The sequence below is a fragment of the Streptomyces sp. NPDC127114 genome (assembly GCF_042677525.1).
Lineage (GTDB): Bacteria > Actinomycetota > Actinomycetes > Streptomycetales > Streptomycetaceae > Streptomyces.
The window spans coordinates 23,599-47,155 of record NZ_JBHXTJ010000015.1; the positions used below are offsets into that span (position 1 = coordinate 23,599).

Below are 23,557 nucleotides of genomic sequence, written 5' to 3' on the forward strand. Positions count from 1 at the left end.
CCCGCGCACGCCATGGCTCGGACGACGCCACACGGGTGGATTCGTCAGAATGGGCCGGTGCAGTCGCCGCCCCAGCCCCCGACCCCGCCCTACCGCGTCCTCGGCCCCGCCCGGGCCCGCCGCACCGACGGCGGCGAAGCGGCCCTGAACGGCGCCCGGCTGCGCGCCCTGCTGACCGCACTCGCCGCGGCGGGCGGCCGCGCCGTCCGCACCGACGCCCTGATCGCCCAGGTGTGGGGGGACGACACCGACGAGGACCGGGTCGCGGCCCTCCAGGCCCTCGTGGGCAGGCTGCGCCGCGCCCTCGGCCGCGACGCGGTCGGCTCCGCGCCCGGCGGCTACCGGCTGGCCGCCGGGCCCGAGGACGTCGACCTCTTCCGCTTCGAGCGCCTCGCCGACGAGGCGGCACGCGAGCTGGATGCCGGCCGCCCCGCACCCGCCGCGGCCCTCCTCGACCAGGCCCTCGGCCTCTGGCACGGCCCCGCCCTCGCGGACCTCCCCGGACACGCGACCGACCCGCTCGCCGTACGCGCCGAGGCGCGCCGCACCCGCGCCCGTCGCGACAGGCTCGCGGCCGACGTCGCCCTCGGCCGCGCCCAGGACACCCTCGCGCCGCTCGCCGCCCTCACCACCGAGCACCCGCTCGACGAGCCCCTGCACGCCCTCCGCCTCCGCGCCCTGCGCGCCGCCGGGCGCCCCGCCGAGGCGCTGGAGGCCTACGAGACGGTACGCCGCGCGCTGGCCGACCGGCTGGGCACCGAACCCGGACCCGAACTCAAGGGCGTGTACGAGGAGTTGCTGGAGGGAGGTGGAGCGACGGAGCCGGCCGTCGCCGTCAGGCGCACGGTGGGTGCGCCGCCGACCTCCTTCCTGGGCCGTGACGACGAACTGCACGGCCTGGCGGAGGAGTTGACGAGCGGCGCATCACGGCTCGTCACCCTGACCGGTCCCGGCGGCGTCGGCAAGACCCGCCTCGCCCTGGAGGCCGCCTCGGCGCGTACCGAGGAGGTCCGGATCGCCGAACTCGCCGCCGTACGCGAGGAGTCGGACGTCCCCGCCGCCGTCCTCACCGCCCTCGAAGCCCGCGAGACCGCCGTCTGGAGCGGATCCGCCCTCCCGGACGCCGGTGCGCGCGACCCGCTCACCGCCCTCGTGGAGCACTGCGCCCGCCGCCGGATGCTGCTCGTGCTCGACAACTGCGAACACGTGGTGGCCGCCGCGGCCGGTTTGACGGCGGCCCTGCTGACCCGCTGCCCCGGCGTGACCGTGCTCGCGACGAGCCGGGAGCCGCTGGGCGTACCGGGAGAGGTGCTGCACCCGGTGGGCCCGCTGGCCGACGCGGCGGCGGTGCGCCTGCTCGGCGAGCGCGGCGCCGCCGCGCGTCCCGGCTTCGACGTCGCCGAGGACCCGGAAGCGGCGACCGAGATCGTGCGCCGCCTCGACGGACTGCCGCTGGCGATCGAACTCGCGGCGGCGCGGCTCCGGGTACTGACGGCCCGCCAGATCGCCGACCGCCTCGACGACCGCTTCCGTCTCCTCACCTCCGGCGCCCGCACGGTCCTGCCGCGCCAGCAGACCCTGCGCGCGGTCGTCGACTGGTCCTGGGACCTCCTGAACGAAGGCGAACGCGCCGTGCTCCGCCGCCTTTCGGTCTTCCGCGGCGGCTGCGACCTGGAGGCGGCGGAGGCGGTCTGCGGCGCGCCGGACGGTGTGGGCGGCGGGGCGGGCGGTGTGAACGGCGTTCCGGACGGCCCGGTCGCGCCGTCCGGAACGGCAGAGGGTCCCGGCCCGGCCGGACCGGCCCCCGCCGATGTGCTCGATCTGCTCGGCTCCCTCGTCGACAAGTCGCTCGTCGTCGCCGCGCCGGGAGGCGGACCCGGGACGGGGACGGGGACGGCGACGGGGACCGAGGTCGGGACCGGCGCCGGGATGCGCTACCGCCTCCTGGAGACCGTCGCGGAGTACGCCGCGCAGCGGCTCGACGAGGCCGGGGACCGTGCCGCCACCGAGCGCCGCCACCTGACCCACTACCGGGAGCTCGCCCGGCTCACCGATGCCGAACTCCGCGGCCCCCGCCAGGAGTCCGCCATGCTCCGCCTGGAGACCGAGCACGACAACGTGCGCGGCGCGCTGCGGACCGCCGTACGGCTGCGGGCGGAGCAGGACGCGCTGTGCCTGGTGCACGCCATGAGCTGGTTCTGGCAGCTGCGCAACCACCAGTACGACGCCCTCACCTGGGCGCGGGAGGCGAGCGCGCTGGGACCGGACCCGTTCGCGGAGCCCGTACGGGCCGCCGAGCCGTTCGAGGGCCGGTGCGGCGACGTACCGCCGCCGTGGTCCGGGGAGCGGCTGTGGGAGGCGCGGCGCGGCGGCCGGCTGCTCGTGCTCGCGACGGAGGGCGGCGGCGGGGCCACCGCCCTGGAGCAGGCCTCGACCCGGGCCCGGCTCGACGCCGTCGTCTCCGCGTACCGTCCGGGTCTCCCGCAGAACTGCCGCCATCCCGGGACCATGTGGTTCTTCGCCCAGCTCATGACGGGACGGTTCGCCGGCCTGGACGAGACGCTGGCCGCGCTGGTCGCGGCCGCGCGCGAGCACGGCGAGGGCTGGGACCTCGCCTTCGCGCTGCTGCTGCGCGCCAGGCTGCTCGGCGGCCAGGAGCGGGACGCGGAGGAGGCGCTCGCCCGCTTCGAGGCGATGAGGGACTCGTGGGGCATCGCCGAGTCGCTTGCGGCGCGCGGCGAGACCTACGAGCGGGCCGGCCGCACCGCCGAGGCCGCGGCGGACTTCGCGCGGGCCATGGACGCCGTCGCCCGCCTCGGGGCACGCTCCCAGGTCCACGTGTTCAAGGCGTTGTTGGCCGCGGTCCGGCTCCGTACGGCGGAGGTGGCGGAGGACCCGGTGGCGCGGGCGGCCACCGAGCGGATGCTCGTCGAGGCCGCCGAGGAGTCCGGCGCGTCGGGCGTGGAGGCCGTGAGCACCGCGCGCCTGCTGCTCGCCCAGCACTACGGAAACACCGGCAGGACCGCTCCGGCCCGCGAACAACTGGCCTTTATGCGGGCGAACTTCAGCGAACTGACCCCGGGTCTCTTCCGCGGCATGCTCGACGGCCTCGGCGGTTGGCTCGACTGCCTCGACGGCGCGTTCGAGGCGGCCAACAGCCGACTCGCGGACGCGGTGCGGGAGATGGAGACCCTGGCCTTCCTGGTCGCGCCCTATCTCGTCGTCACCCAGCTCGCCACCGCCGCGTGGGCCCGCGCCGGCTCCGGCGCCGCCGAGGAGGGCGCGCGCCTGCTCGGCGCGTACGACGCCCACCGCGGCGGCCCGGGCGGTGCCGGCATCCGCCCGCTCACCGCCCGCACGGAAGCGGCCGTACGCGCCCACGCCGAGGCCGCCCTCCGCGCGCTCCTCGCCCCGACGGCCTTCACCGCTCCCTACGAGGAGGGCCGCGCCCTCACGCTGCACGAGGCGGCGGCGCTCGTACGGGACCACCCGGCCCGGGCGCCGGCCGGCCGGGCTACGCCTCCCGCGACGCGAGCCGCTCCCGGGCCTCCGCCAGGTCATCCGGCGCCGGGGCGTCGTCCTGGGTGAGGCGGTGGCGCCAGTAACCGGCGAAGTCGACCGACCGGCGGTCGACACCGCGCTCCTCGACCAGATGGCGGCGCAGCTCCCGTACGGCGCCGGCCTCGCCGGCCAGCCAGGCGTACGGCTCGCCGTCCGGAAGGCCCGTGGCCGCCCGTACCGCGTCCACGAGGGAGCGCCCGTCGGCCGTATGCAGCCAGTGCACGGTCAGGGCGCCCGGGCTCGGCAGGGGCTGCTCCTCCGCCGCGTCGGCCACCTCCACGAAGGCGACGGCACGGTGGCCCGGCGGCAGTGCCTCGGCGACCGTCGCGAGCGCGGGAAGCGCGCAGGCGTCCGCGATCAGCAGGGCCCAGTCGCCCGCACCGGGGTCGACGGGCGCGGCGAAGTACTCCGAGGGCCCGAACATGCCGAGCACGTCCCCGGGCCGGGCGCCCCGCGCCCACCGCGTCGCCGGCCCCTCCGCGCCGCCGCCCTCGTCGCCGCCGTGCAGGTGGAAGTCGACGTCCACGGTCCCGGCGGCCGGGTCGTGCGCCCGGATCGTGTAGCTGCGCATCCAGGGCCGCCGCGGCTCCGGGATCGCGCCGTACGCCGCGTACCAGCGCATGACGTCGCCGTCCGGGTCCGGCGCGGGCAGCACGGGCTCGGACTGCCCGGGGCGCGGGAAGTACAGCTTCACCTGCGCGTCGGGGCGGGCGAGCGAGGCCCCGCTGAGCGACGGGTCGCCGAGGGTGACCCGCAGCATCCGTGGCGTGACCGGCCGGACGGCGGTGACGCGCACCCGGCGGAGAGGGAGGGGATCGGGGAGGCGCGGCGGCGACGCCTCGGACGCTGGGGGTGTCTGGGGTGTCTGGGGTGTTTGGGGTGTCTCGGGTGTCTGGGGTGTCTCGGGTGTCTGGGGCGTCTGGGGCGTGGGGGATATCCGGGATGCCTGGGACGGCTGGAAGGACATGAGAGGGCTCACTTTCTGCGGTGGTTCCGCGACGGCCGGGCCGTCAGCCTCCCCGCCCCCGTCGACACGGCGCCGACGTGCCGCCGACACCGGCTCGCGGGGCGCCGGTGTCGCCCGGATGCGGGACCGGGAGCCGGACACGAGAATGGCGAGTGCCACCCGCAGAACACGAGGAGGCGGCATGAACGGTGACACCGACAAGACGTCCCGGGGGGCCCGGGGGGACACCCCGACGCCCGACAGGCTGCTGCACGCCGGGTCGGAGGGCGAATTCTCGGCCGAGGACGTGTGCCTCGCGTCGGGTCGCGACCTGACTCCCAAGAACCTGGCCTGGGCGGAGCGCCGCATGGCCGAGAAGGGGCGGGCCTCGCTCGACGAACTGCTCCCCTGACCGGCCGGGGAACACGGCGGGCGGCTCCCTGACCGGCGGCCGCTCGGACGGGCGGCCGCCGGCCGGCAGGTCACGGCGCGCCCGCGCGGAACCGTCCGCCGACCGTCCCTCTCGCGCGCCCGCCCGTCCGCATCCCTGTCCCGGCGCCTGCCCCTGCGCCGTCCCTGTCCAGACGCGGACCCCAGGGCCTGACCCCGCTCCTACCCCCGCCCCGTAACGCTTGTCCCGCCCCTGCGCCCCGACCGCGCACGGGCCTTCCGCATTTATGGAACACGTTCTACCGTGGCGCCCCACCGCGCGGAGCACCGAGCCACGGGAGACGCCATGCAACTCGAGTACACGCCCGCCCAGCACCGCCTGCGCGCCGAGCTGCGTGCCTACTTCGCCGAGCTGGTCCCCGAGGACGTCCACTCCCGCTACGCCGACCCGGCCGCGCAGAAGCGCTTCTACCGGGAGACGGTGCGCCGTCTCGGTGCCGACGGCTGGCTGGGCGTCGGCTGGCCGACGGAGTACGGCGGGCGCGGGCTCACGCCCATGGAGCAGTTCATCTTCTTCGACGAGGCCGCCCAGGCCGGTGTCCCGCTGCCGCTGATGGCGCTGAACACGGTCGGCCCCACGATCATGCAGTTCGGCACCGACGAGCAGAAGGCGTACTTCCTGCCGAAGATCCTCTCCGGCGAGATCGACTTCGCGATCGGCTACAGCGAGCCCGACGCCGGCACGGACCTCGCGGCCCTGAAGACCCGCGCGGTCCGCGAGGGCGACGTGACCACGGGCCACTACACCGTCAACGGCCAGAAGATCTGGACGACCAACGGCGACACGGCGGACTGGGTCTGGCTCGCCGTACGCACCGACCCGGCCGCGCCGCCGCACAAGGGCATTACCATGCTCCTGGTGCCGACCACGGACCCCGGCTACTCCTGCACCGTCATCAACACCCTCGCCTCGCACGACACCACGGCGAGCCACTACGAGAACATTCGCGTGCCCTGCTCGCGCCGGGTCGGCGAGGAGAACAAGGGCTGGCGGCTGATCACCAACCAGCTCAACCACGAGCGCGTCACCCTCGCCGCCCACGGCACCATGGCCATCCGCGCCCTCCACGACGTCCAGCGCTGGGCCGCGGACACGAAACTCGCCGACGGCCGCCGCGTCCTCGACCTCGCGTGGGTCCGCCGCTCGCTCGCCCGTACGCACACCCGCCTCGACGCGATGAAGCTCCTCAACTGGCAGATGGTGAACGCCGTCCAGAACGGCACCCTCACTCCCCAGGACGCCTCGGCCGTCAAGGTCTACGGCTCGGAGGCCCGCCGTGACGCCTACGCCTGGCTCATGGAGATCACCGGTTCCGCCGGCGCCCTCAAGGAGGGCTCCGCCGGCGCCGTCCTCCACGGCGAACTCGAACGCGGCTACCGCTCGGCCGTCATCTTCACCTTCGGCGGCGGCAACAACGAGATCCAGCGCGAGATCATCTCCTGGATCGGCCTGGGCATGCCGCGCGTCCGCCGCTGACGCCGCGTGTGAGGTGCCCGGCCGGGAAGGCGGGTGCGATCAGGCGGCGTCCGGGGCGGCACCATCCGCTGGGCGTTCGTCAACACCGACCGCACCGCCCGCGCCGAACCGGCCGGCATCCTCCTGGCGCCCGACCCCATGGACGGAGACCGACGCATCACCGTCAGGTCCCCAGCGCCCGTGCCAGCAGCGTCCGGCGGCTGTGCGTGTCCGTCTTCGTGAAGACGGACTTGAGGTGGTCCTGGACCGTGTGCTCGGAGAGGAAGAGCGCGGCGGCCAGCGCATGGCTGTCGGCGCCCTCCGCGAGGAGGGCGAGCAGTTCGCGCTCGCGGGTGCTCAGGCCGTAGGCGCGGGCGAAGACGTCGAGGCGCTCGGCCGGGGTCGTCTCCTCGATGGTGACCGCGATCCGGCGCTCCCGCGCCGGTTCCTCGTCGCCGATCCGCGCCGCCCGAAGCGTCAGCCACAGGCCGTCGGCCGGCGCCACCCGGGCCCGCGGCGGATGGGCGTCCACGCCTGCCTCGCGGGCCAGGAGCTGGGCCGCCACGTTGTACGCGGCGGCCGGGACCGGTGCGTGGCCCTCCTCCGGCGGGATCAGTCGGGCCAGGTAGGCGTCCGAGTCCGGGGTCCGGCCGCGGACCCGGAGGTCCGGCGCGAGGAGCAGCACCAGCGGGCCCGGCCGTACCGCCCCCGCCGGCCTCGCCGTGAACGTCGCCGCCTGGCCCGTGCGCAGCGCCGCCGTGACCGGTCCGGCGATGCGGTCCAGCAGGCCCAGCTCGGCGGGCCCGAACTCCGACCCGTACCGCCACAGGTCGAGGAAGCCCCAGCACCCGTGCCGGTCCCGGAACACCACCGACGCCAGGTCCCGTACGCCCAGCGGGCGCAGCGCCTCCGCCCACATCGGCCCCCGCGCCCCCGGCTCGTACCCGCTCAGCGCGGCGGCCCGGGACAGCGTCGTCCAGCGGTTGACCGGCGTGAGGTACTTGAGCCGGACGATCCTCGGCAGATCGGACAGATCCGGGATCCGCGCCACCGGCGCGCAGCCCACCTCGGTCGCCGGATCGGTCAGCAGGAACGCGAAGGCGTCGAAGCCGAGCACCTCACGCAACTCCCGTAGCACCCGCACCCGCAGCTCCCGGGTGTCACCGCCGGCCGCGCAGAGCCGGGCGATCCGCTCGTACGAGCGGGCGTACACGGTGGGCGAGGACATGGAGCGGAGCGTACGGGCCGGAACCCCAGGGATCTGGGATGTCGCCGCCGTGCCGCCCCGCCCCACCCTGGGAACACGGAACCACGAGCACCCCACAGCGGCCGAGCCGCCCGCGCCACCCACCAGGAGGAGCCGTGATCACCCTCCACATCGAGCACCCCGTCACCGACTACGCCCTGTGGAAGCGCGCCTTCGACCGCTTCGCCGCCGCCCGCGCCGAGGCCGGCGTCCTGCGGCACACCGTCCGCCGGCCCGTCGACGACCCGGCCTACGTCGTCGTCGACCTCGGCTTCGCCGAGCCCGGGCAGGCCGAGAGCTTCCTGCGCTTCCTCACCACCACGGTCTGGTCCCGGCCGGCCAGTTCGCCCGCCCTCGCCGGGCGTCCGCTCACCCGGGTCCTCACCATCGAGGAGGAGATTTGGCAGACTGGCGCGGTTCGATCATGAGCCTTCGCCATCTCCCGAGGAGCCGCGCCCTTGAGCGTCACCATCCCAGGACAGATAGACATCGCGGGGCCGGTGGGCAAACTGCTCCACCGGCGCCCGCTCCACAACGGCACGGTCATGCAGTCGTTCGCCGTCGACCCGGTCACCGGCGACGTCTACGTGCTCCAGATCATGGAGGGCGGTCTCCGGCTCGACGACGAGGCCGCCGCCGTCGACTACCCGACCCGCAAGGCGCAGGGCGACCTGTGCCTGACCCGCCTCGACCAGGCCGGCGCGATCCGCGGCCACATGTACCTGCGCGGCTTCGGACACGGCGTCAACCTCGGCGTGGAGAACCGCGCCGGGGAGGTCTGGCTGTGGACCGAGGCCGCGTCCACGCCCAACAGCAAGAACGAGGGTTACGGCACCGCCGTCGTCAGCTTCGCCTACGCCGACGGCGACGTCGTCGACTCCGGCACCGCGCGTCACAGCCCCGCCTACACCCCCGATCCCGCGGCTCGCTTCATCACGCCCACCGTCGACCACAGCGCGAACGAACTCGTCCTGCGCTACTACCTCGGCGGCGTGACGACCTTCGCCCGGTACGACCTGGCCAGGGCGACGGCGGGCGACTGGCAGGCCATCCAGCGGATCACCCCGGACATCCCCGCCGACGGCACCGACTTCCAGGGCTACGCGTCCCACGCCGGCGTGCTGTACACGCTGAAGGGCCAGAGTCTCGACGCCGTGCCGCTCCCCGGCAACACCTACATCACCGCCTTCGAGTGGGCCACCGGAGCCCAGCTCGACCACCGGCACGTCACCGCGGGACCCGGCCTGGCATGGCGCGAGGCCGAGGGCATGGCCGTCTCCGTCCGCGACGGCGTCCCCCACCTCCACTTCGGCTTCGCCTGCGAGGACCCCGGTCCGCGCACCTGCACCATCCTGTCCCTGTCGGGCGCGCCCGAGACCGACGGCGTCAAGGTCCTCACCGACTGGCAGCCGCTCGCCCTGGCCGCCGGAGTGACGGCCTACCAGCACGCCCCGCAGGGACGGCTCGTCAGCCTGGCCGGCACCACCACCCTCCAGCTCGGCGGCGGCGTCGAGGGCCCCTTCACCGCCGACAGGGTCATCGGCACCCTGCCCGACTCCCTCGTCCCGAGCGTCACCGCCCGCGCCACCGTGCCGGCCGGCGGCCCGCCCGGCGGACCCGCCGTCGCCCGCGTCGAGGTCGGCACCGACCGTGCCGTCAGGCTCTACGGCGGACGCTCCACCGCGCCGCTCGCCTGGGCCCAGCTCGACAACTTCACCGCCGTCTGGCGCTAGAGCCCACCTGGCCACACCGGCCCTCCGGCCACACCAGCCACGTCGGCTCGCCTGCCCTCGGGCCTTCTTGGCCCTCCGCCCTCCGGCCCTCCGACCCTCCGGCCCTCCCGGCCACCTGGCCTCCCGGCCTCCTGGCCTCCCGGCCTCCTGGCCTCCCGGCCACCTGGCCTCCCGGCCACCTGGCCTCCCGCCACTCGGCCTCCGGCCCGAGCCGCCGGACAGGCCCCCGCCCCACCCAAGGAGTCCCATGTCGTACGACCGCCGCGGCGTCCTCGGCGCCGCCCTCGCCCTGCCTGCCGCCCTCACCGTCGGCACCCTCGCCGCCGCCACCCCGGCCGCCGCCGATCCCGGCACGATCGACGCCGGGGCCTGGACCCCGCTCGTCCTGGAGTCCGGCATCACCCCGAACCCGGCCGCCGTCCCCGAGGTGCGGCTCGTCACCATCGCCGGCACCGCGTTCCTCCAGGCCCGCGGCCTGATCACCTGCAACCTCGTCACCGACACGAAGATCGGCCGGCTCCCGGACGGGTTCGCCCTGCCCGCGGCGCACGTGCGGGCCGCCGCGCCCCGCAACAACAGCCAGGGCATCAACGCCTGCCGCGTCGAGATCGGCCCGACCGGCTCGGTGACGGTCTTCGGCGCCAACTCCGGCAACCCGATCACCTGGGTGCAGTTCGACTCGGTGCAGACGATCTGGCGCTAGCGCCCGTCCGGCCCTGATCCGCCCGGACAGGCCAGAGGCCGCCCCGACCCGGCGGAGAGGCCGACCGGGCCGGATCCAGGGTCCGGATCCAGGGCGGGGGGCCCGCCCTGTTCCCGTGCCCCGGATCCAGGTCCGGATCCAGTCCGCGGGTGCCCGCCCTGTTCCCGTGCCCGCACGGCCGTCCTAGCCTGAGGCCATGGAACCCGGCCCGAGCACGCCGCCCGAACCCGACCCGGGGCTCTTCGGTCCCGGGTCCGTCACCTGGCAGCTCCACGGCGACCCCGTCATGTGGATCGGCGGGGTGCGCGCCCTGTACCTCCAGGCGCTGCACCCCGACGCCGTCCGCGGAGTCATGAGCAACAGCGACTTCCGCAGGGACGCCTGGGGCCGCCTCATGCGCACCGCGAGCTTCGTCGGCACCCTCAGCTACGACACCACCCCGGCGGCCGAGGCCGCCGGCGCGCGGGTGCGCAAGATCCACCGGCTGCTCGGCGTCGACGACCCCGAGCTCCTCCTCTGGGTCCACTGCGCCGAGATCGACTCGTACCTCCACGTCGTCCGCCGCTCCGGCATCCCGCTGACCGACGCCCAGGCCGACCGTTACGTCGACGAACAGCGCACCTCCGCCCGGCTCGTCGGCCTCGACCCCGACAAGGTGCCGCGCACCGCCGCCGCCCTCGCCCGCTACTTCGCGGAGGTCCGCCCGAAGCTCGCCGCCGGGCAGGACGCCCGCACCGTGGACGACTTCCTGCGCAGGCCGCCCGTCCCGACGGTCCTGCTCCCCGCGCGCGAGGTGATCTGGCGGCGCGTGTCCGCCCTCGCGTACGACTCCCTGCCTCCGTACGCCCATGAGCTGTACGGCCGGCCCGCGCCGCCCGCCGAGACCGTCACCCGGCGGCTCACCGCCACGGCCAATCTGCTGCGCTGCGTCCCCGACCGGCTCCGCTGGCGGCTGCCCCCGCGCCACATCCTGCGGGCGATGGACCGGCTCGGCACGCAGACCCGACCCGCGCCGTACAGTCTGCGCGACGGGACAGCCATACTGGACGGGCCGGGGAGGGAGCGGCACCACGACGGGGCAAACGGGGGCGACAGCACGCGATGGCGGACACGGACACCAGGCTGATCCAGGGCCGGTACCGGCTGCACGAGGTGATCGGCCGCGGCGGCATGGGCGAGGTGTGGCGGGCCACCGACGAGTCGCTCGGCCGGCGCGTCGCCGTCAAGTGCCTCCGGCCGCTCGGCCAGCAGCGCAGCCCCGACAACCTGGCCGTGCTCCGCGAACGCTTCCGCCGCGAGGCCCGGGTCGCCGCCGCGCTCCAGCACCGCGGCATCACCGTCGTGCACGACTTCGGCGAGTCCGACGGCGTGCTCTTCCTCGTCATGGAGCTCCTCGAAGGGCGCAACCTCAGCCAGCTGCTCGGCGACAACCGCAAGCAGCCGCTCCCCGTGAACCAGGTCGTCGACATCGCCGAACAGGTCGCGGACGCCCTCGCCTACACCCACCGCCAGGGCGTGGTGCACCGCGACCTCAAGCCCGCGAACATCGTGCGGCTCGGCGAGGGCGGCACCGTGAAGATCTGCGACTTCGGGATAGCGCGACTCGGCGCCGACATCGGCTTCACCTCGCGGCTCACCGGCACCGGCATCGCCATGGGCACCCCGCACTACATGAGCCCCGAGCAGATCGGCGGCGGCGAGGTCGACCACCGCAGCGACCTGTACTCGCTGGGCTGCGTCCTCTACGAGATCGCCACCGGTGTGCCGCCCTTCGACCTGGACGACACCTGGGCCATCCTCATCGGCCACCGCGACACGGTGCCCGCGCCGCTGCGCAGCCACCGTGCCGAACTCCCCGGTTATCTCGACGCGCTGGTCCTCGACCTGCTCGCCAAGACCCCCGACGGCCGGCCGAACGACGCGGCCGAGCTCCGCGACCGGCTCGCCGCCGGCCGCAGCAGCGGTGCCTGGACCCTGCCGCCACCGGCGCCGCCCGCGCTGCCCGCCTGGGCCGCGGGTCTGGGCCGGGGCCGCCCGGCCGCCACGACGCTCGCCGGGCGGGCCGCTCCCGCGCACGAGGCGACCGCGGCCCTCACCGAGGCGCTGACCGTCACGTGGACCTCCGCCGTGCCCGTCGGCCCGGCGGCCGGCGGCACGCACCCGGACGGCCGTCCGTCCCCGGCCGTCGCGGGCCCGCGGGCGGAACTCGTCGCCGTCCTCGCCGGACGGCACCGCGCCGGTCTCGGTCTGGGCCGGCTCGACCGCTGGCAGGAGGCCGCCGACCTGCTCCGTACCGTCGTACGGGACCGGGCCCACGTCCTCGGCGCCGACCACCCCGACACCCTCGCCAGCGGCTACGAGCTGGGCTTCGCCCTCGCCCGGCTCGGCCGTCCCGCCGAGGCCCTGCGCCAGTTCGGCGAGGTCGCCGACGGCCGGGCCCGCGCGCTGGGCGCCGACCACCCCGACACCCTCGCCGCCCGTCAGGAGACCGCCTACGCCCTGGGCGCACTGGGCCGGCACACCGAGGCCTGCGGCGTGTACGAGACGGTGCTCGCCGCCCGGGAACGCACCATGGGCGTGGAGCACCCGGACACCCTGCGCTGCCGCCACAACCTGGCGTTCACCCTCGGCCGGATCGGCCGCGTGCCCGAGGCGTACGCGACCGCCCGCGAGGTCGCCGACGCCCGCGCCCGGCTGCTCGGCGCGCACCACCCCGACACCCTGGCCACCCGCCACGAGGTCGGCCACGCGCTCGGCGCGCTCGGACGCTGGTCGGACGCGCTCACCGAATACCGCGAGGTCGCCGAGGCGCGCGCCGGCGTCCTCGGCCAGGACCACCCCGACACCCTCGCCGCCCGCTACGAGGCCGGGATCTGCCTCGGCCGCCTGGGCCGCGCCGAGGAGGCCGCCGCGCTCTACCGCGAGCTCGTCGCCGCCCGCACCCGGGCCGCAGGACCGGAGGACCCGGAGACCCTGCGGGCCCGCCACGGCCTGGGCGTGAACCTGGGCCGGCTCGGCCGCTGGGAGGAGGCCCTCTCCGAGGCCCGCGAGGTCTGCGCCGTACGGCTCCGCGTGCTGGGCCCGGACCACGCCGACACGCTCGCCAGCCGCCGCGAGACCGCCATCGCGCTCGGCTGGCTCGGCCGCTGGGCGGAAGCGCTCGCGGAACACCGCCACGTCACCGAGACCCGCACCCGCCTCCTCGGCCCCGACCACCCGGACACGCGCGCGGCCCGCAGCGACGAGGCCCACTGCCGGGAGCGCCTGGCAGGCGGCGGCTAGGCCGTCTCTTCCGGATCTCGGCCGGACAGGCCAGGATCCGGAAGAAACGGCCTGGGGCCTGTCGATCGACGCACGGCGGGGCAGGGCGGACCGGCCGTCCCGGGGGCTCGCGTGACGCGCGGTCAGAGTTTGCCCCACACCCGGACGACCCGGCGGCCGCCGAGCGCCTCCGCGAAGTCCGTGAGGAAGTCCGACCCGAACTCCGTCCAGTCCCAGAACGCGAATCCGAGGCAGGCCAAGGCGAACCGGTCGTCGTGCCACTGCCAGGCCGTCACGTCGCCGTCCCGGCCGCACGCAGGGCACGCGACCCGGGCGGCCGCCGTGTCGCCGCCCGCCCAGACGCGTATGGCCGCGTCGAACCGCTGCCACGTGTCCTCCACCAGGGCGGTGCGCGTGGCGCAGCCCGGGCAGACCGCGAACTCCGGAGCGTCCTGGCCCGCGTGGAACACCTGCCGGCCCGTGTGCACGGCGAGGCCGCCGTCCGGCTCCCAGTCCGGCTCGGCCACGGCCCGCTCCCAGGCCGGGCCTGGCGGATGGCCCAGGGGCGCGCCGAGGACGCAGTCGGTGCGCTCCGCCCGTACGATCCCTGCCGCGACGAGCCAGTCGAGGCCGCGCCGGGCGAGCTGCGCCGCCTCCGCGGCCGTGGCGTCCGCTACCACCAGCGTCTGGAAGTGATTCCCCATGACACCGACGGTAGGGGAGGCCACTGACAACACCCGTGCGCACGGCACCTGGTGGGACCGCCCGGGAGGTGTTAGCAAGAGGCATGACCCCACCCGCACCCGCATCCGGATCCGCGTCGGCACCCGCGTCGGCACCCGCTCCCGCCTCCGCCCCGCACGGCTCGTACGACGCCGTCGTCGTCGGCGGCGGGCACAACGGCCTCGTGGCCGCCGCCTATCTCGCCCGCGCCGGGCGACGGGTCCTCGTCCTCGAACGGCTCGGGAACACCGGCGGTGCCGCCGTCTCCACACGGCCGTTCCCCGGCGTCGACGTCCGGCTGTCCCGCTACTCGTACCTGGTGTCGCTGCTCCCCGAGAAGATCGTCCGCGAGCTCGGACTGCGCTTCGCGGTCCGGAAGCGTTCCGTCTCCTCGTACACCCCGTACGCCGACTCCGGCCTCCTCGTCGGCGGCGGCCAGGACCGCACCCGCGCGTCCTTCGCCGCGCTCACCGGCTCCGACCGCGAGTACGAGGCCTGGCAGGCCTTCTACGGGCGCACCGCCCGCGCCGCCCGCCGGATCTTCCCCACCCTCACCGAGCCGCTGCCGAGCCGTGAGGGCCTGCGCGCCCTGGTCGACGACGCCGAGACCTGGGAGATGCTCTTCGAGCAGCCCATCGGTGTCGCCGTCGAGAAGCACTTCGCCGACGACCTGGTGCGCGGCGTCGTCCTGACCGACGCCCTCATCGGCACCTTCGCCGACGCCCACGACCCCTCGCTGCTCCAGAACCGCTGCTTCCTCTACCACGTGATCGGCGGCGGCACCGGCGACTGGGACGTGCCCGTGGGCGGCATGGGCGCCCTCACCGACGCCCTCGCGGACGCCGCCCGCGCCGCCGGCGCGACCGTCCTCACCGGCCACGAGGTCACCCGGATCGAGACCGACGGCAGCCGCGCCGAGGTCGCCTACCGCACCGCCGACGGCGAAGGCGTCGTCGGCGCGGGACACGTCCTGGTCAACGCCTCTCCGCAGGCGCTCGCCGGCCTCCTCGGCGAGCCGGCGCCGGCCCCCGCCGAGGGCGCCCAGCTCAAGGTCAACATGGTCCTCACCCGGCTGCCCAGGCTCCGCGACCGCGCCGTCGACCCGCGCGAGGCCTTCTCCGGCACCTTCCACATCGCCGAGGGATACGGGCAGCTGGCCACCGCCTACGCCGAGGCCGCCGCCGGACGGCTGCCCGCCGCTCCGCCCTCGGAGATCTACTGCCACACCCTGACCGACCCGAGCATCCTGGGCCCGGAGGCCGCGGCCCGCGGCTACCAGACCCTCACCCTGTTCGGACTGCACGCGCCCGCCCGGCTGTTCGCCGCCGACCCCGACGGCGCCCGCGACGCGCTCCTGAAGGCGACGCTCGCGCAGCTCGACGCGTGCCTCGACGAGCCGATCGCCGACTGCCTCGCCCTGGACGCCGAAGGCCGGCCCTGCGTCGAGGCCAAGTCGCCGCTGGACCTCGAACGCGACCTGCGACTGCCCGGCGGCCACATCTTCCACCGGGACCTCTCCTTCCCCTACGGGGAGGAAGGAGGACCGGGAGGCCGCTGGGGCGTCGAGACCTCCCGGCCCAACGTCCTGCTGTGCGGTGCGGGCGCCGTGCGCGGCGGCGGAGTGAGCGGAGTGCCGGGTCACAACGCGGCCATGGCGGTGCTCGACCGGCTCACGGGTTGACGCCCACGGCGTCCCGGCCAGGGGCGTGAAGCTGATCTGCGAGTGCGCTTAAGAAAACCTCGATGGACCCCGGCCCCCGACGCACGGAAGATTTTCCTCCGGGGATCTTGGGCGCGTCGACGTGCCCGGAACCGGTACATCACAGGACGCGCACGTCGGGAGCCGTGACATTGAAGGCACTGGTCAAGCACAAGGCGGAGCCGGGACTCTGGCTGACGGACGTTCCCGAGCCGGAGGCCGGTCCCGGTGACGTCCTCATCAAGGTGAAGCGGACCGGTATCTGCGGCACCGACCTGCACATCCGCTCCTGGGACGGCTGGGCGCAGAAGACCATCGCCACCCCGCTGACCCTCGGCCACGAGTTCGTCGGCGAGGTCGTCGAGACCGGCCGCGACGTCGTCGACATCACCGTCGGCGACCTGGTCAGCGGCGAGGGCCACCTGGTCTGCGGCAAGTGCCGCAACTGTCTGGCCGGCCGCCGCCACCTGTGCCGCGCCACCGTCGGCCTCGGCGTGGGCCGCGACGGCGCCTTCGCCGAGTACGTCGTGCTGCCCGCCTCCAACGTCTGGGTGCACCGGGTGCCGGTCGACCTCGACGTCGCCGCGATCTTCGACCCCTTCGGCAACGCCGTGCACACCGCGCTGTCCTTCCCGCTGGTCGGCGAGGACGTCCTGGTCACCGGCGCGGGCCCGATCGGCATCATGACCGCCGCGGTCGCCAAGCACGCAGGGGCCCGCAACGTCGTCGTCACCGACGTCAGCGAGGAGCGCCTGGAGCTCGCCCGCAAGATCGGCGTCTCGCTCGCGCTGAACGTCGCGGACAGCACCATCGCCGAGGGCCAGCGCACCCTCGGTCTCAAGGAGGGCTTCGACGTCGGCCTGGAGATGTCCGGCAACCCGCACGCGATGCGGGACATGGTCGCCAACATGACCAACGGCGGAAAGATCGCCATGCTCGGCCTGCCCAGCGAGGACTTCTCCGTCGACTGGGCGAAGATCGTCACCTCGATGATCACCATCAAGGGCATCTACGGCCGCGAGATGTTCGAGACCTGGTACGCCATGTCCGTGCTCCTGGAGGGCGGACTCGACCTGTCGCCGGTGATCACCGGCCGCTACGACTACCGCGACTTCGAGGCCGCCTTCGACGACGCCGCCTCCGGCAAGGGCGGCAAGGTCATCCTCGACTGGACCGCCTGACCCCCCTCCGGACCGTACGACCCCCAGGAGCTTCCCTCATGTTCGATTCCGTACGCGACGACATCCGCGCCACCCTCGACGAGATCCGCGAGGCCGGCCTCCACAAGCCCGAGCGCGTCATCGGCACGCCGCAGTCCGCCACCGTCGCCGTCACCGCGGGCGGCCGCCCCGGCGAGGTGCTGAACTTCTGCGCCAACAACTACCTCGGCCTCGCCGACCACCCCGAGGTCGTCGCCGCCGCCCACGAGGCGCTGGACCGCTGGGGCTACGGCATGGCCTCGGTCCGCTTCATCTGCGGCACCCAGGAGGTCCACAAGGAGCTCGAGGCGCGCATCTCGCGCTTCCTCGGCCAGGAGGACACGATCCTCTACTCCTCCTGCTTCGACGCCAACGGCGGCGTGTTCGAGACCCTGCTCGGCGCCGAGGACGCGGTCATCTCCGACGCCCTCAACCACGCCTCCATCATCGACGGCATCCGCCTGTCCAAGGCCCGCCGCTTCCGCTACGCCAACCGCGACATGGCCGACCTGGAGCAGCAGCTCAAGGAGGCCACCGAGGGCGGCGCCCGGCGCAAGCTGATCGTCACCGACGGCGTCTTCTCGATGGACGGCTACGTCGCGCCGCTCGACGAGATCTGCGACCTGGCCGAGCGCTACGACGCCATGGTCATGGTCGACGACTCGCACGCCGTCGGCTTCGTCGGCCCCGGCGGCCGCGGCACCCCCGAGCTGCACGGCGTCATGGACCGCGTCGACATCATCACCGGCACCCTCGGCAAGGCCCTCGGCGGCGCCTCCGGCGGTTACGTCGCGGCCCGCGCCGAGATCGTCGCGCTGCTGCGCCAGCGCTCCCGCCCGTACCTGTTCTCCAACACCCTCGCCCCGGTGATCGCCGCCGCCTCCCTCAAGGTCCTCGACCTGCTCGAGTCGGCCGGCGACCTGCGCGAGCGGCTCAACGCCAACACCGAGCTGTTCCGCCGCCGGATGACCGAGGAGGGCTTCGACATCCTCCCCGGCGACCACGCGATCGCCCCCGTCATGGTCGGGGACGCCGCCGAGGCCGGACGCATGGCCGAGCTGCTCCTGGAGCGCGGCGTGTACGTGATCGGCTTCTCGTACCCGGTCGTTCCGCAGGGCCAGGCCCGCATCCGCGTGCAGCTGTCCGCCGCCCACTCCACGGAGGACGTCAACCGGGCCGTGGACGCGTTCGTCGACGCGCGCGCCGCCCTGCGAGACTAGGGGCATGATCGAAGCGCGGCGGCTGCACATCCTCCGGGCGGTGGCCGACCACCGCACCGTCACGGCGGCTGCCGCCGCGCTCTACCTCACGCCCTCCGCCGTCTCCCAGCAGCTCGCCGCGCTGGAGCAGGAGACCGGCCACCGCCTGGTGGAGCGGAGCGCGCGAGGTGCCAGGCTCACCCCGGCCGGGGAGATCCTGCTGACCCACGCCAACGCCGTCCTCGCCCAGCTGGAACGGGCCGAGGCCGAGCTCGCCGCGTACGGCTCGGGCGAGGCCGGCACGGTGACGGTGGCGGCCTTCGCCACCGGCATCGGCCTCGTCGTGGCGCCCGCCATCGGCTCGCTCGCCCGTACCGCGCCGGGCATCCGCGTCCGCGTCCAGGACGCGGAGGGCGACGAGAGCCTGCTCATGGTCCTGGACCGGCAGGTCGACGTGGCCGTGGCCGTCGAGTACCGCGGGGCGCCCGGCGAGGACGACGCCCGCCTGACCCGGTTGCCGCTCTACGCGGAGCCGTTCGACGCCGTCCTGCCGCCGGACCACGCGCTCGCCGGGCGGGAGCGGATCGCGCTCGCCGACCTCGCCAAGGACCCCTGGATCGGGCAGTCCGCCGGCAACCCCTGCCACGACGTGACGGTCCTCGCCTGCGAGTACGCGGGCTTCGCACCCCGCATGGAGCACGTCTCCGACGACTTCCGGGCCGTCGTCGCCCTGGCCGGCGCCGGCGCGGGCGTGGCCCTCGTACCCCGCTCCGCCCTGCGCGGCACCGACCTCACCGGCGTGGTGGTCCGCCCGGTCGACGGCGTCGCCCCCACCCGCCGCGTCTTCGCCGCGGTCCGGCGCGGCGGCGAGGACCATCCGCTGATCCAGCCCGTCCTCGCCGCACTGCGGGAGGCCGCCCAGCCGGCCGGCTGAGGACACCGCGTGCCCGGGCCCCCGGTCGGGCCGGGGCGGCGCACGGCGGCGCTTCGCGGGACGCATGATGGAAGGGGTGCCGCCGAGACGAGGAGGCGGGGTCATGTCCGTCACCGAAGGAACCGTGCCGTTCCGCGGTCACCGCACCTGGTACCGCGTCGTCGGCGCCCGGACGCCCGGCGGGCAGCTGCCGCTGCTCGTCGTCAACGGCGGCCCCGGCTGCTCGCACGACTACCTCGACGACCTCGCCGGCCTCACCACGGAGACCAGCCGTCCGGTCGTCTTCTACGACCAGCTCGGCTGCGGCAGGTCCGACCACCCCGACGACCCGTCGCTGTGGACGCTCGACACCTTCGTCGACGAGCTCGCCGCGGTCCGCGAGGCGCTCCGCCTCGATCCCGTCCATCTCCTCGGGCACTCCTGGGGCAGCCAGCTCGCGCTTGAGTACGTCCTCACCCGGCCGCGGGGCCTGCTGAGTCTGGTCCTCGCCGGTCCCATCGCCGACGCCCCCGCCTACCAGGCCGAGACCCTGCGTCTGAAGGAGTCCCTGCCCGCCGCGGTACGCGAGGTCCTCGACCGCCACGAGGCCGCCGGCACCACCGACGACCCGGAGTACCAGGACGCCGCGCTCGCCTTCTACGCGCGCCACCTCTGCCGCCTCGACCCGTGGCCGCCGCACCTGGTGCGCTCCTTCACGAGCATGAACCGGGATGTGTACGAGGCGCTGTGGGGCGCCGCCGAGTGGAACCTCACCGGCAGTCTGAAGGAATGGGACGTCACCGCCCGGCTCGGCGAGATCGACCTTCCCGTGCTCGTCACCTCGGGCCGCTACGACGTGGCGACGCCCGCCCTGGTCAGGGACCTCGTCGAGGCGGTTCCGGGGGCCGCCTGGATGCTGTTCGAGGAGAGCTCCCACATGCCCTCGGCGGAGGAGCCCGAACACTACCGCCGCGTGGTCGGGGCCTTCCTCGCCGAGGTGGAGGCGGAGGCGGGCAGCCGGTCCACCCGAGCGGACGAGCCTCAGAGAGCCACTTACGGAGAGTGATGATAGGCTACGCAGTGTGACAACGGAGCATGAGGGCGTCCCTCGAAACCGCACGAGCGCACCCAATCACGTCTACTACTTCGACATCGGGACCGGCACCTGGCAGGGGAAGGCCACGTTCCGCATCACCTCCTGGCGTCGTCTCCTTCGCAGCCGCATCGGGGTGACGCACAAACTCCTCGCGATCGCCATGCACGTCGTCGAGCTGCTCGTGGGCCCGGCGCGACAGCACTCGGTGATCGTGGCGAAGCCGGACGAGGGCGAGTTCGGCCAGGCCGACAACGTGCTCACGATCTCCAAGTTCGGCGTGACGCTGTACCTCCTGGACGAGCAGTACGTACTGGAGAGCAACGGCACCGGGGTCAGCGTGCGCGCCAAGGAGCGACTCGGCCCCGTGCCCGGCCTGCTCACGCGGAGATTCACCTACTCCGCGGAGATCAGCGACGGAGGCATGGCCGCGACCTACCGCATGCCGCTGCTCGGAGCCCTCTGGATCGCGAACTACCGGGTCTCACCCGACCGTCAGAGCCTCTTCGCGGAACTGCTGTGTGACTGGGGCAGGGCGACCGAGGAGACCGGCCGCATCAGCGCGCCGGCGTAGCGGGCAGGAGGATCACGCTCCTGATGGCCGCCGAGCCCATGCTCCCCGCCGATAAGGTCGCCCTGGTCGCCGGACTGCTCGCCGACCGGGTCCGGCAGTACGACGCCGCGCAGGACCGCCGGGCCGCGTTCGCCTACACCTACTTCCGCCTCACGACGACGCTCGCCACGGCCCTGGACGCGGGTACGCCCGCGTTCAAGGACCCGCCGTGGGTGGCCGAGCTGTGCGAGACGCTCGCATCGGCCTACTTCGGCGCGATGGACAGCATCGACGCCTGGCTGGCAGGACGGCCCGGTGGCTCCGTGGGCGAGGTCCGGCCCGGTGATCTGCCGGACTCTATCCCCCCGCCGTGGCGGGACGTCTTCGCCGCGTCGTGCGTCCGGCGCTCGTACACGCTGGAAGACGTGCTCTTCTCCATGATGGCGCACATCTCCTACGACCTGCCGGAGGCGTTGCGTCGCATGGCGGCGGCCACGGGCGACCGCGGCCGCATCGCCGATTTCCACCGCATGAACGACGTACTCGGGTCCTGCATCGACCAGGTCCAGGACGACCTGGCCGCCCGGTACATCCACGGACTCCGCTCCCTGGACCAGCTGTTCACCCGGAGCGACGAACTGCTGACCAACTACGGGATCCGGGTCGCCCGGGGCCTGGCCTGGTTCAACTGCGACCGGCTCCTGGACCCGGATGCGGCCGAGGCGGCGGCTCGGTCGATCGGCAGGAGCACCGCCGCGCTCATCTCCGAGATCCGCACCCCCGGAGACTGGAAGCTGCGCGCCGGCTTGTGGATCCTGCGCAGACTGATTCCCGAGCGCCGGCACTGGCCCGCGGCGAACACGCCGGTCGTGTAACGGGGCCGTCGCCCGATCGGCGCCGACGGTTTCTAGTCCGAGGAGGCCGTCCAGCCCACCGCCTCGATGCGGGCCCGGTCCGCCGGGCGGGCCTCGTCGAAGAGGGGCCGGCCCGCCGGGTCCAGGAGGCGGAGGGCGTCCACGTACACCCCGCGGCCCACGTAGCGCCGGTCGGTGGTGTACCGCCAGCGCAGCCGTACGGGCGCGGTCGTCCCTCCGGGCAGGTCGGCGCGGAGCCCGTACCACGCGCGGCCCGACCAGCCGCCGACCGCGCCGGCGGGGTGCTCCTGGCGGCTCGGCGGTCCGTCACCGCGCGCGGTGGTGGTGAACGGGACCGGTGCCCAGTGCGCGCCGCCGTCCGCCGAGGCCTCCAGGACGGCGCCGTCCGTCCCCGGCTCGGTGTCCCACCACAGGGCGCACTCGAGACGGGCGGCCCCCGGGACCTCCGGCAGGGTGAGGGTCGCGGTCGTCGCGTTCGCCATGCCGGCGAACCACGCGGTACGGCCCCGGGCCGGGCGGACCGGCACGGCGCGGGCCAGGGCGTCGGCGGCGGCGACCCGGGGCGCGGAGCCGGAGCGCCAGCTCCGGACCGGGTGGACGGAGTTGCCGAGCACGATCAGGAACGCGTCGGTGGTCGGATCGAGCACCAGGCTGGTGCCGGTGAAACCGGTGTGGCCGGCCGTGCGCGGGGTGGCCATCGCGCCCATGTACCAGTGCTGGTAGAGCTCGAAGCCGAGGCCGTGCTCGTCGCCGGGGAAGTCGGTGTTGAAGTCGGTGAACATCAGCTCCACGGAGGCGGGGGAGAGGATGCGGGCGTCGCCGTACGCCCCGCCGTTGAGCAGGGTGCGGGCCAGGACGGCGAGGTCCCAGGCGTCGGCGAAGACGCCGGCGTGACCGGCGACGCCGCCCATGGCGTACGCGTTCTCGTCGTGCACCTCGCCCCACACCATGCCGCGGTCGAGCCCGGACCATGGCCTGCGGGCGTCCTCGGTGGCGGCGATGCCCCGGCGCCACGAGAACGGGGGACGGAAACGCGTGCGGTGCATCCCGAGCGGAGCGGTGATCTCGTTCCGGAGCAGGTGATCCAGAGGGTGACCGGTGATCTCCTCCAGGATCAGCTGAAGCGTGATCAGGTTCAGGTCGGAGTAGAGGTAGACGGTGCCGGGCGGGTTCGCCGGCACCTCGTTCCACAGCAGTCGCAGCCGTCCCTCCCGCGTCGGCTCCTTGTAGAGCGGGATCCAGGCCCGGAACCCCGAGGTGTGGGTGAGCAGCTGACGGACCGTGATGTCCTGTTTCCCTCCGCCGCCGAACTCCGGCAGGTACGCCGTGACCTTCTCCTCCAGGACCAGCGTCCCGCGCTCGATCTGCTGCACCGCCAGGATCGAGGTGAACAGCTTGGAGACGGACGCCAGGTCGAAGACGGTGTCCTCGCGCATCGGGATCTGCTGGTCGGCCGGCAGCTCGACGCCCGTGTCGGTCTTCTCGTCGTACGCCGCGTAGCGCACGGCCGTGCCGATCGGCCGGTGCAGCGCCACGGTCCCGCCGCGTCCCGCGAGCAGCACCGCGCCCGCGTACCACGGGTGCGTGGGGGAGGGACGCAGATACGCCTCGGCGTCCGCGACCAGCCGGTCCAGGTGTCCGGGCAGCAGCCCCGCCCGCTCGGCGGAGCCGCGGCGCAGCGTCGTCCGCCGCGCGGCGCCGAAGCCCGGCCCGGCCTCGCCCGCACTCCCGGAGCCGCCCGCACCGCCGCCGGGGCCCGGTTCGGGCGCGGCCGCGGCTCCCGGCACCGTACCGATCATCAGCGCACCTCCCAGGGCGAGGACGCCGCCGCCGAACGCGCGGCGGCTCGGACCCCGGTTCCCCATCCTCGACTCGTCCGTCATGCCCACCCTCTCTCACCGCTCCTGAAAGAAAACTTCGGCCACTCCGGCAAGATCTGAAACTTTC

At 74.5% G+C, this 23,557-nt stretch carries 19 protein-coding genes; 15 read left to right on the forward strand and 4 right to left on the reverse strand.

Features of this window, described 5'->3' with window-relative positions; genetic code table 11:
* The first annotated feature begins 12 nt into the window (after nucleotides 1–12).
* Nucleotides 13–3,588: a BTAD domain-containing putative transcriptional regulator gene (locus tag ACFVGS_RS17460; RefSeq protein ID WP_385692948.1), complete on the forward strand. Its 3,576-nt coding sequence runs from the start codon at nucleotides 13–15 to the stop codon at nucleotides 3,586–3,588.
* Here the strand turns inward: ACFVGS_RS17460 and ACFVGS_RS17465 are convergent.
* The gene (locus tag ACFVGS_RS17465; protein WP_385692949.1) at nucleotides 3,515–4,357 is read right to left on the reverse strand and encodes a siderophore-interacting protein; all 843 of its coding nucleotides are present in this window, start codon (nucleotides 4,355–4,357) and stop codon (nucleotides 3,515–3,517) included. The genes ACFVGS_RS17460 and ACFVGS_RS17465 overlap by 74 nt on opposite strands.
* 352 nt (nucleotides 4,358–4,709) lie before the next feature.
* Here ACFVGS_RS17465 and ACFVGS_RS17470 point away from each other — a divergent pair, with 352 nt between their 5' ends.
* Both ACFVGS_RS17470 and ACFVGS_RS17475 read left to right on the forward strand, forming a co-directional pair.
* The gene (locus ACFVGS_RS17470; protein WP_384418214.1) at nucleotides 4,710–4,919 is read left to right on the forward strand and encodes a hypothetical protein; all 210 of its coding nucleotides are present in this window, start codon (nucleotides 4,710–4,712) and stop codon (nucleotides 4,917–4,919) included.
* A gap of 324 nt (nucleotides 4,920–5,243) precedes the next feature.
* A complete protein-coding gene (locus tag ACFVGS_RS17475) occupies nucleotides 5,244–6,434 on the forward strand; it encodes an acyl-CoA dehydrogenase family protein (protein WP_384418217.1) in 1,191 nt (396 codons plus the stop codon).
* Between the two features lie 163 nt (nucleotides 6,435–6,597).
* On the opposite strand, the gene ACFVGS_RS17480 is transcribed toward ACFVGS_RS17475, so the two are convergent.
* Nucleotides 6,598–7,641: a LuxR C-terminal-related transcriptional regulator gene (locus tag ACFVGS_RS17480; RefSeq protein WP_384418220.1), complete on the reverse strand. Its 1,044-nt coding sequence runs from the start codon at nucleotides 7,639–7,641 to the stop codon at nucleotides 6,598–6,600.
* 134 nt (nucleotides 7,642–7,775) lie between these two features.
* Here ACFVGS_RS17480 and ACFVGS_RS17485 point away from each other — a divergent pair, with 134 nt between their 5' ends.
* The 5 genes from ACFVGS_RS17485 to ACFVGS_RS17505 all read left to right on the forward strand — a co-directional run bounded on the left by ACFVGS_RS17485 (nucleotide 7,776) and on the right by ACFVGS_RS17505 (nucleotide 13,377).
* The gene (locus ACFVGS_RS17485) at nucleotides 7,776–8,087 is read left to right on the forward strand and encodes a hypothetical protein (protein ID WP_384418223.1); all 312 of its coding nucleotides are present in this window, start codon (nucleotides 7,776–7,778) and stop codon (nucleotides 8,085–8,087) included.
* A 30-nt stretch (nucleotides 8,088–8,117) separates the two neighbouring features.
* Complete coding sequence (locus tag ACFVGS_RS17490; RefSeq protein ID WP_384418226.1) at nucleotides 8,118–9,392, forward strand: hypothetical protein; 1,275 nt, start codon at nucleotides 8,118–8,120, stop codon at nucleotides 9,390–9,392.
* Between the two features lie 247 nt (nucleotides 9,393–9,639).
* Nucleotides 9,640–10,095 carry a hypothetical protein gene (locus ACFVGS_RS17495; RefSeq protein ID WP_384418229.1) on the forward strand — a complete coding sequence of 152 codons (456 nt, stop codon included), beginning with the start codon at nucleotides 9,640–9,642 and terminating at the stop codon, nucleotides 10,093–10,095.
* 196 nt (nucleotides 10,096–10,291) lie between these two features.
* Nucleotides 10,292–11,221: an oxygenase MpaB family protein gene (locus ACFVGS_RS17500; protein WP_385692950.1), complete on the forward strand. Its 930-nt coding sequence runs from the start codon at nucleotides 10,292–10,294 to the stop codon at nucleotides 11,219–11,221.
* Nucleotides 11,197–13,377, forward strand: coding sequence for a tetratricopeptide repeat protein (locus tag ACFVGS_RS17505; RefSeq protein WP_384418235.1), 2,181 nt, complete (start codon nucleotides 11,197–11,199; stop codon nucleotides 13,375–13,377). The genes ACFVGS_RS17500 and ACFVGS_RS17505 overlap by 25 nt, the downstream gene beginning before the upstream one ends.
* Nucleotides 13,378–13,499: 122 nt before the next feature.
* Here ACFVGS_RS17505 and ACFVGS_RS17510 read toward each other — a convergent pair whose 3' ends face one another.
* Nucleotides 13,500–14,060 carry a hypothetical protein gene (locus ACFVGS_RS17510; protein WP_384418238.1) on the reverse strand — a complete coding sequence of 187 codons (561 nt, stop codon included), beginning with the start codon at nucleotides 14,058–14,060 and terminating at the stop codon, nucleotides 13,500–13,502.
* 83 nt (nucleotides 14,061–14,143) lie between these two features.
* On the opposite strand from ACFVGS_RS17510, the gene ACFVGS_RS17515 reads away from it, so the two are divergent.
* The 7 genes from ACFVGS_RS17515 (at nucleotide 14,144) to ACFVGS_RS17545 (ending at nucleotide 21,610) form a co-directional block, all read left to right on the forward strand.
* Nucleotides 14,144–15,760 carry a phytoene desaturase family protein gene (locus ACFVGS_RS17515; RefSeq protein ID WP_385692951.1) on the forward strand — a complete coding sequence of 539 codons (1,617 nt, stop codon included), beginning with the start codon at nucleotides 14,144–14,146 and terminating at the stop codon, nucleotides 15,758–15,760.
* 170 nt (nucleotides 15,761–15,930) lie between these two features.
* Nucleotides 15,931–16,959, forward strand: coding sequence for an L-threonine 3-dehydrogenase (gene tdh, locus ACFVGS_RS17520; RefSeq protein ID WP_384418323.1), 1,029 nt, complete (start codon nucleotides 15,931–15,933; stop codon nucleotides 16,957–16,959).
* A 38-nt stretch (nucleotides 16,960–16,997) separates the two neighbouring features.
* A complete protein-coding gene (locus ACFVGS_RS17525) occupies nucleotides 16,998–18,197 on the forward strand; it encodes a glycine C-acetyltransferase (RefSeq protein WP_385692952.1) in 1,200 nt (399 codons plus the stop codon).
* Nucleotides 18,198–18,201: 4 nt separating this feature from the next.
* Entirely contained in the window at nucleotides 18,202–19,110 is a 909-nt protein-coding gene (locus ACFVGS_RS17530; RefSeq protein ID WP_385692953.1) for a LysR family transcriptional regulator, read from the forward strand.
* Between the two features lie 103 nt (nucleotides 19,111–19,213).
* Nucleotides 19,214–20,155, forward strand: coding sequence for a proline iminopeptidase-family hydrolase (locus tag ACFVGS_RS17535; RefSeq protein WP_385692954.1), 942 nt, complete (start codon nucleotides 19,214–19,216; stop codon nucleotides 20,153–20,155).
* 16 nt (nucleotides 20,156–20,171) lie between these two features.
* Nucleotides 20,172–20,756, forward strand: coding sequence for a hypothetical protein (locus ACFVGS_RS17540; protein ID WP_385692955.1), 585 nt, complete (start codon nucleotides 20,172–20,174; stop codon nucleotides 20,754–20,756).
* Nucleotides 20,757–20,779: 23 nt separating this feature from the next.
* Entirely contained in the window at nucleotides 20,780–21,610 is an 831-nt protein-coding gene (locus ACFVGS_RS17545) for a DUF5995 family protein (protein WP_385692956.1), read from the forward strand.
* A 32-nt stretch (nucleotides 21,611–21,642) separates the two neighbouring features.
* Here the strand turns inward: ACFVGS_RS17545 and ACFVGS_RS17550 are convergent, their stop codons facing one another.
* On the reverse strand, nucleotides 21,643–23,493 hold the full coding sequence (locus ACFVGS_RS17550) for a serine hydrolase (RefSeq protein ID WP_385692957.1): 1,851 nt from the start codon (nucleotides 23,491–23,493) through the stop codon (nucleotides 21,643–21,645).
* Nucleotides 23,494–23,557 lie beyond the last annotated feature (64 nt).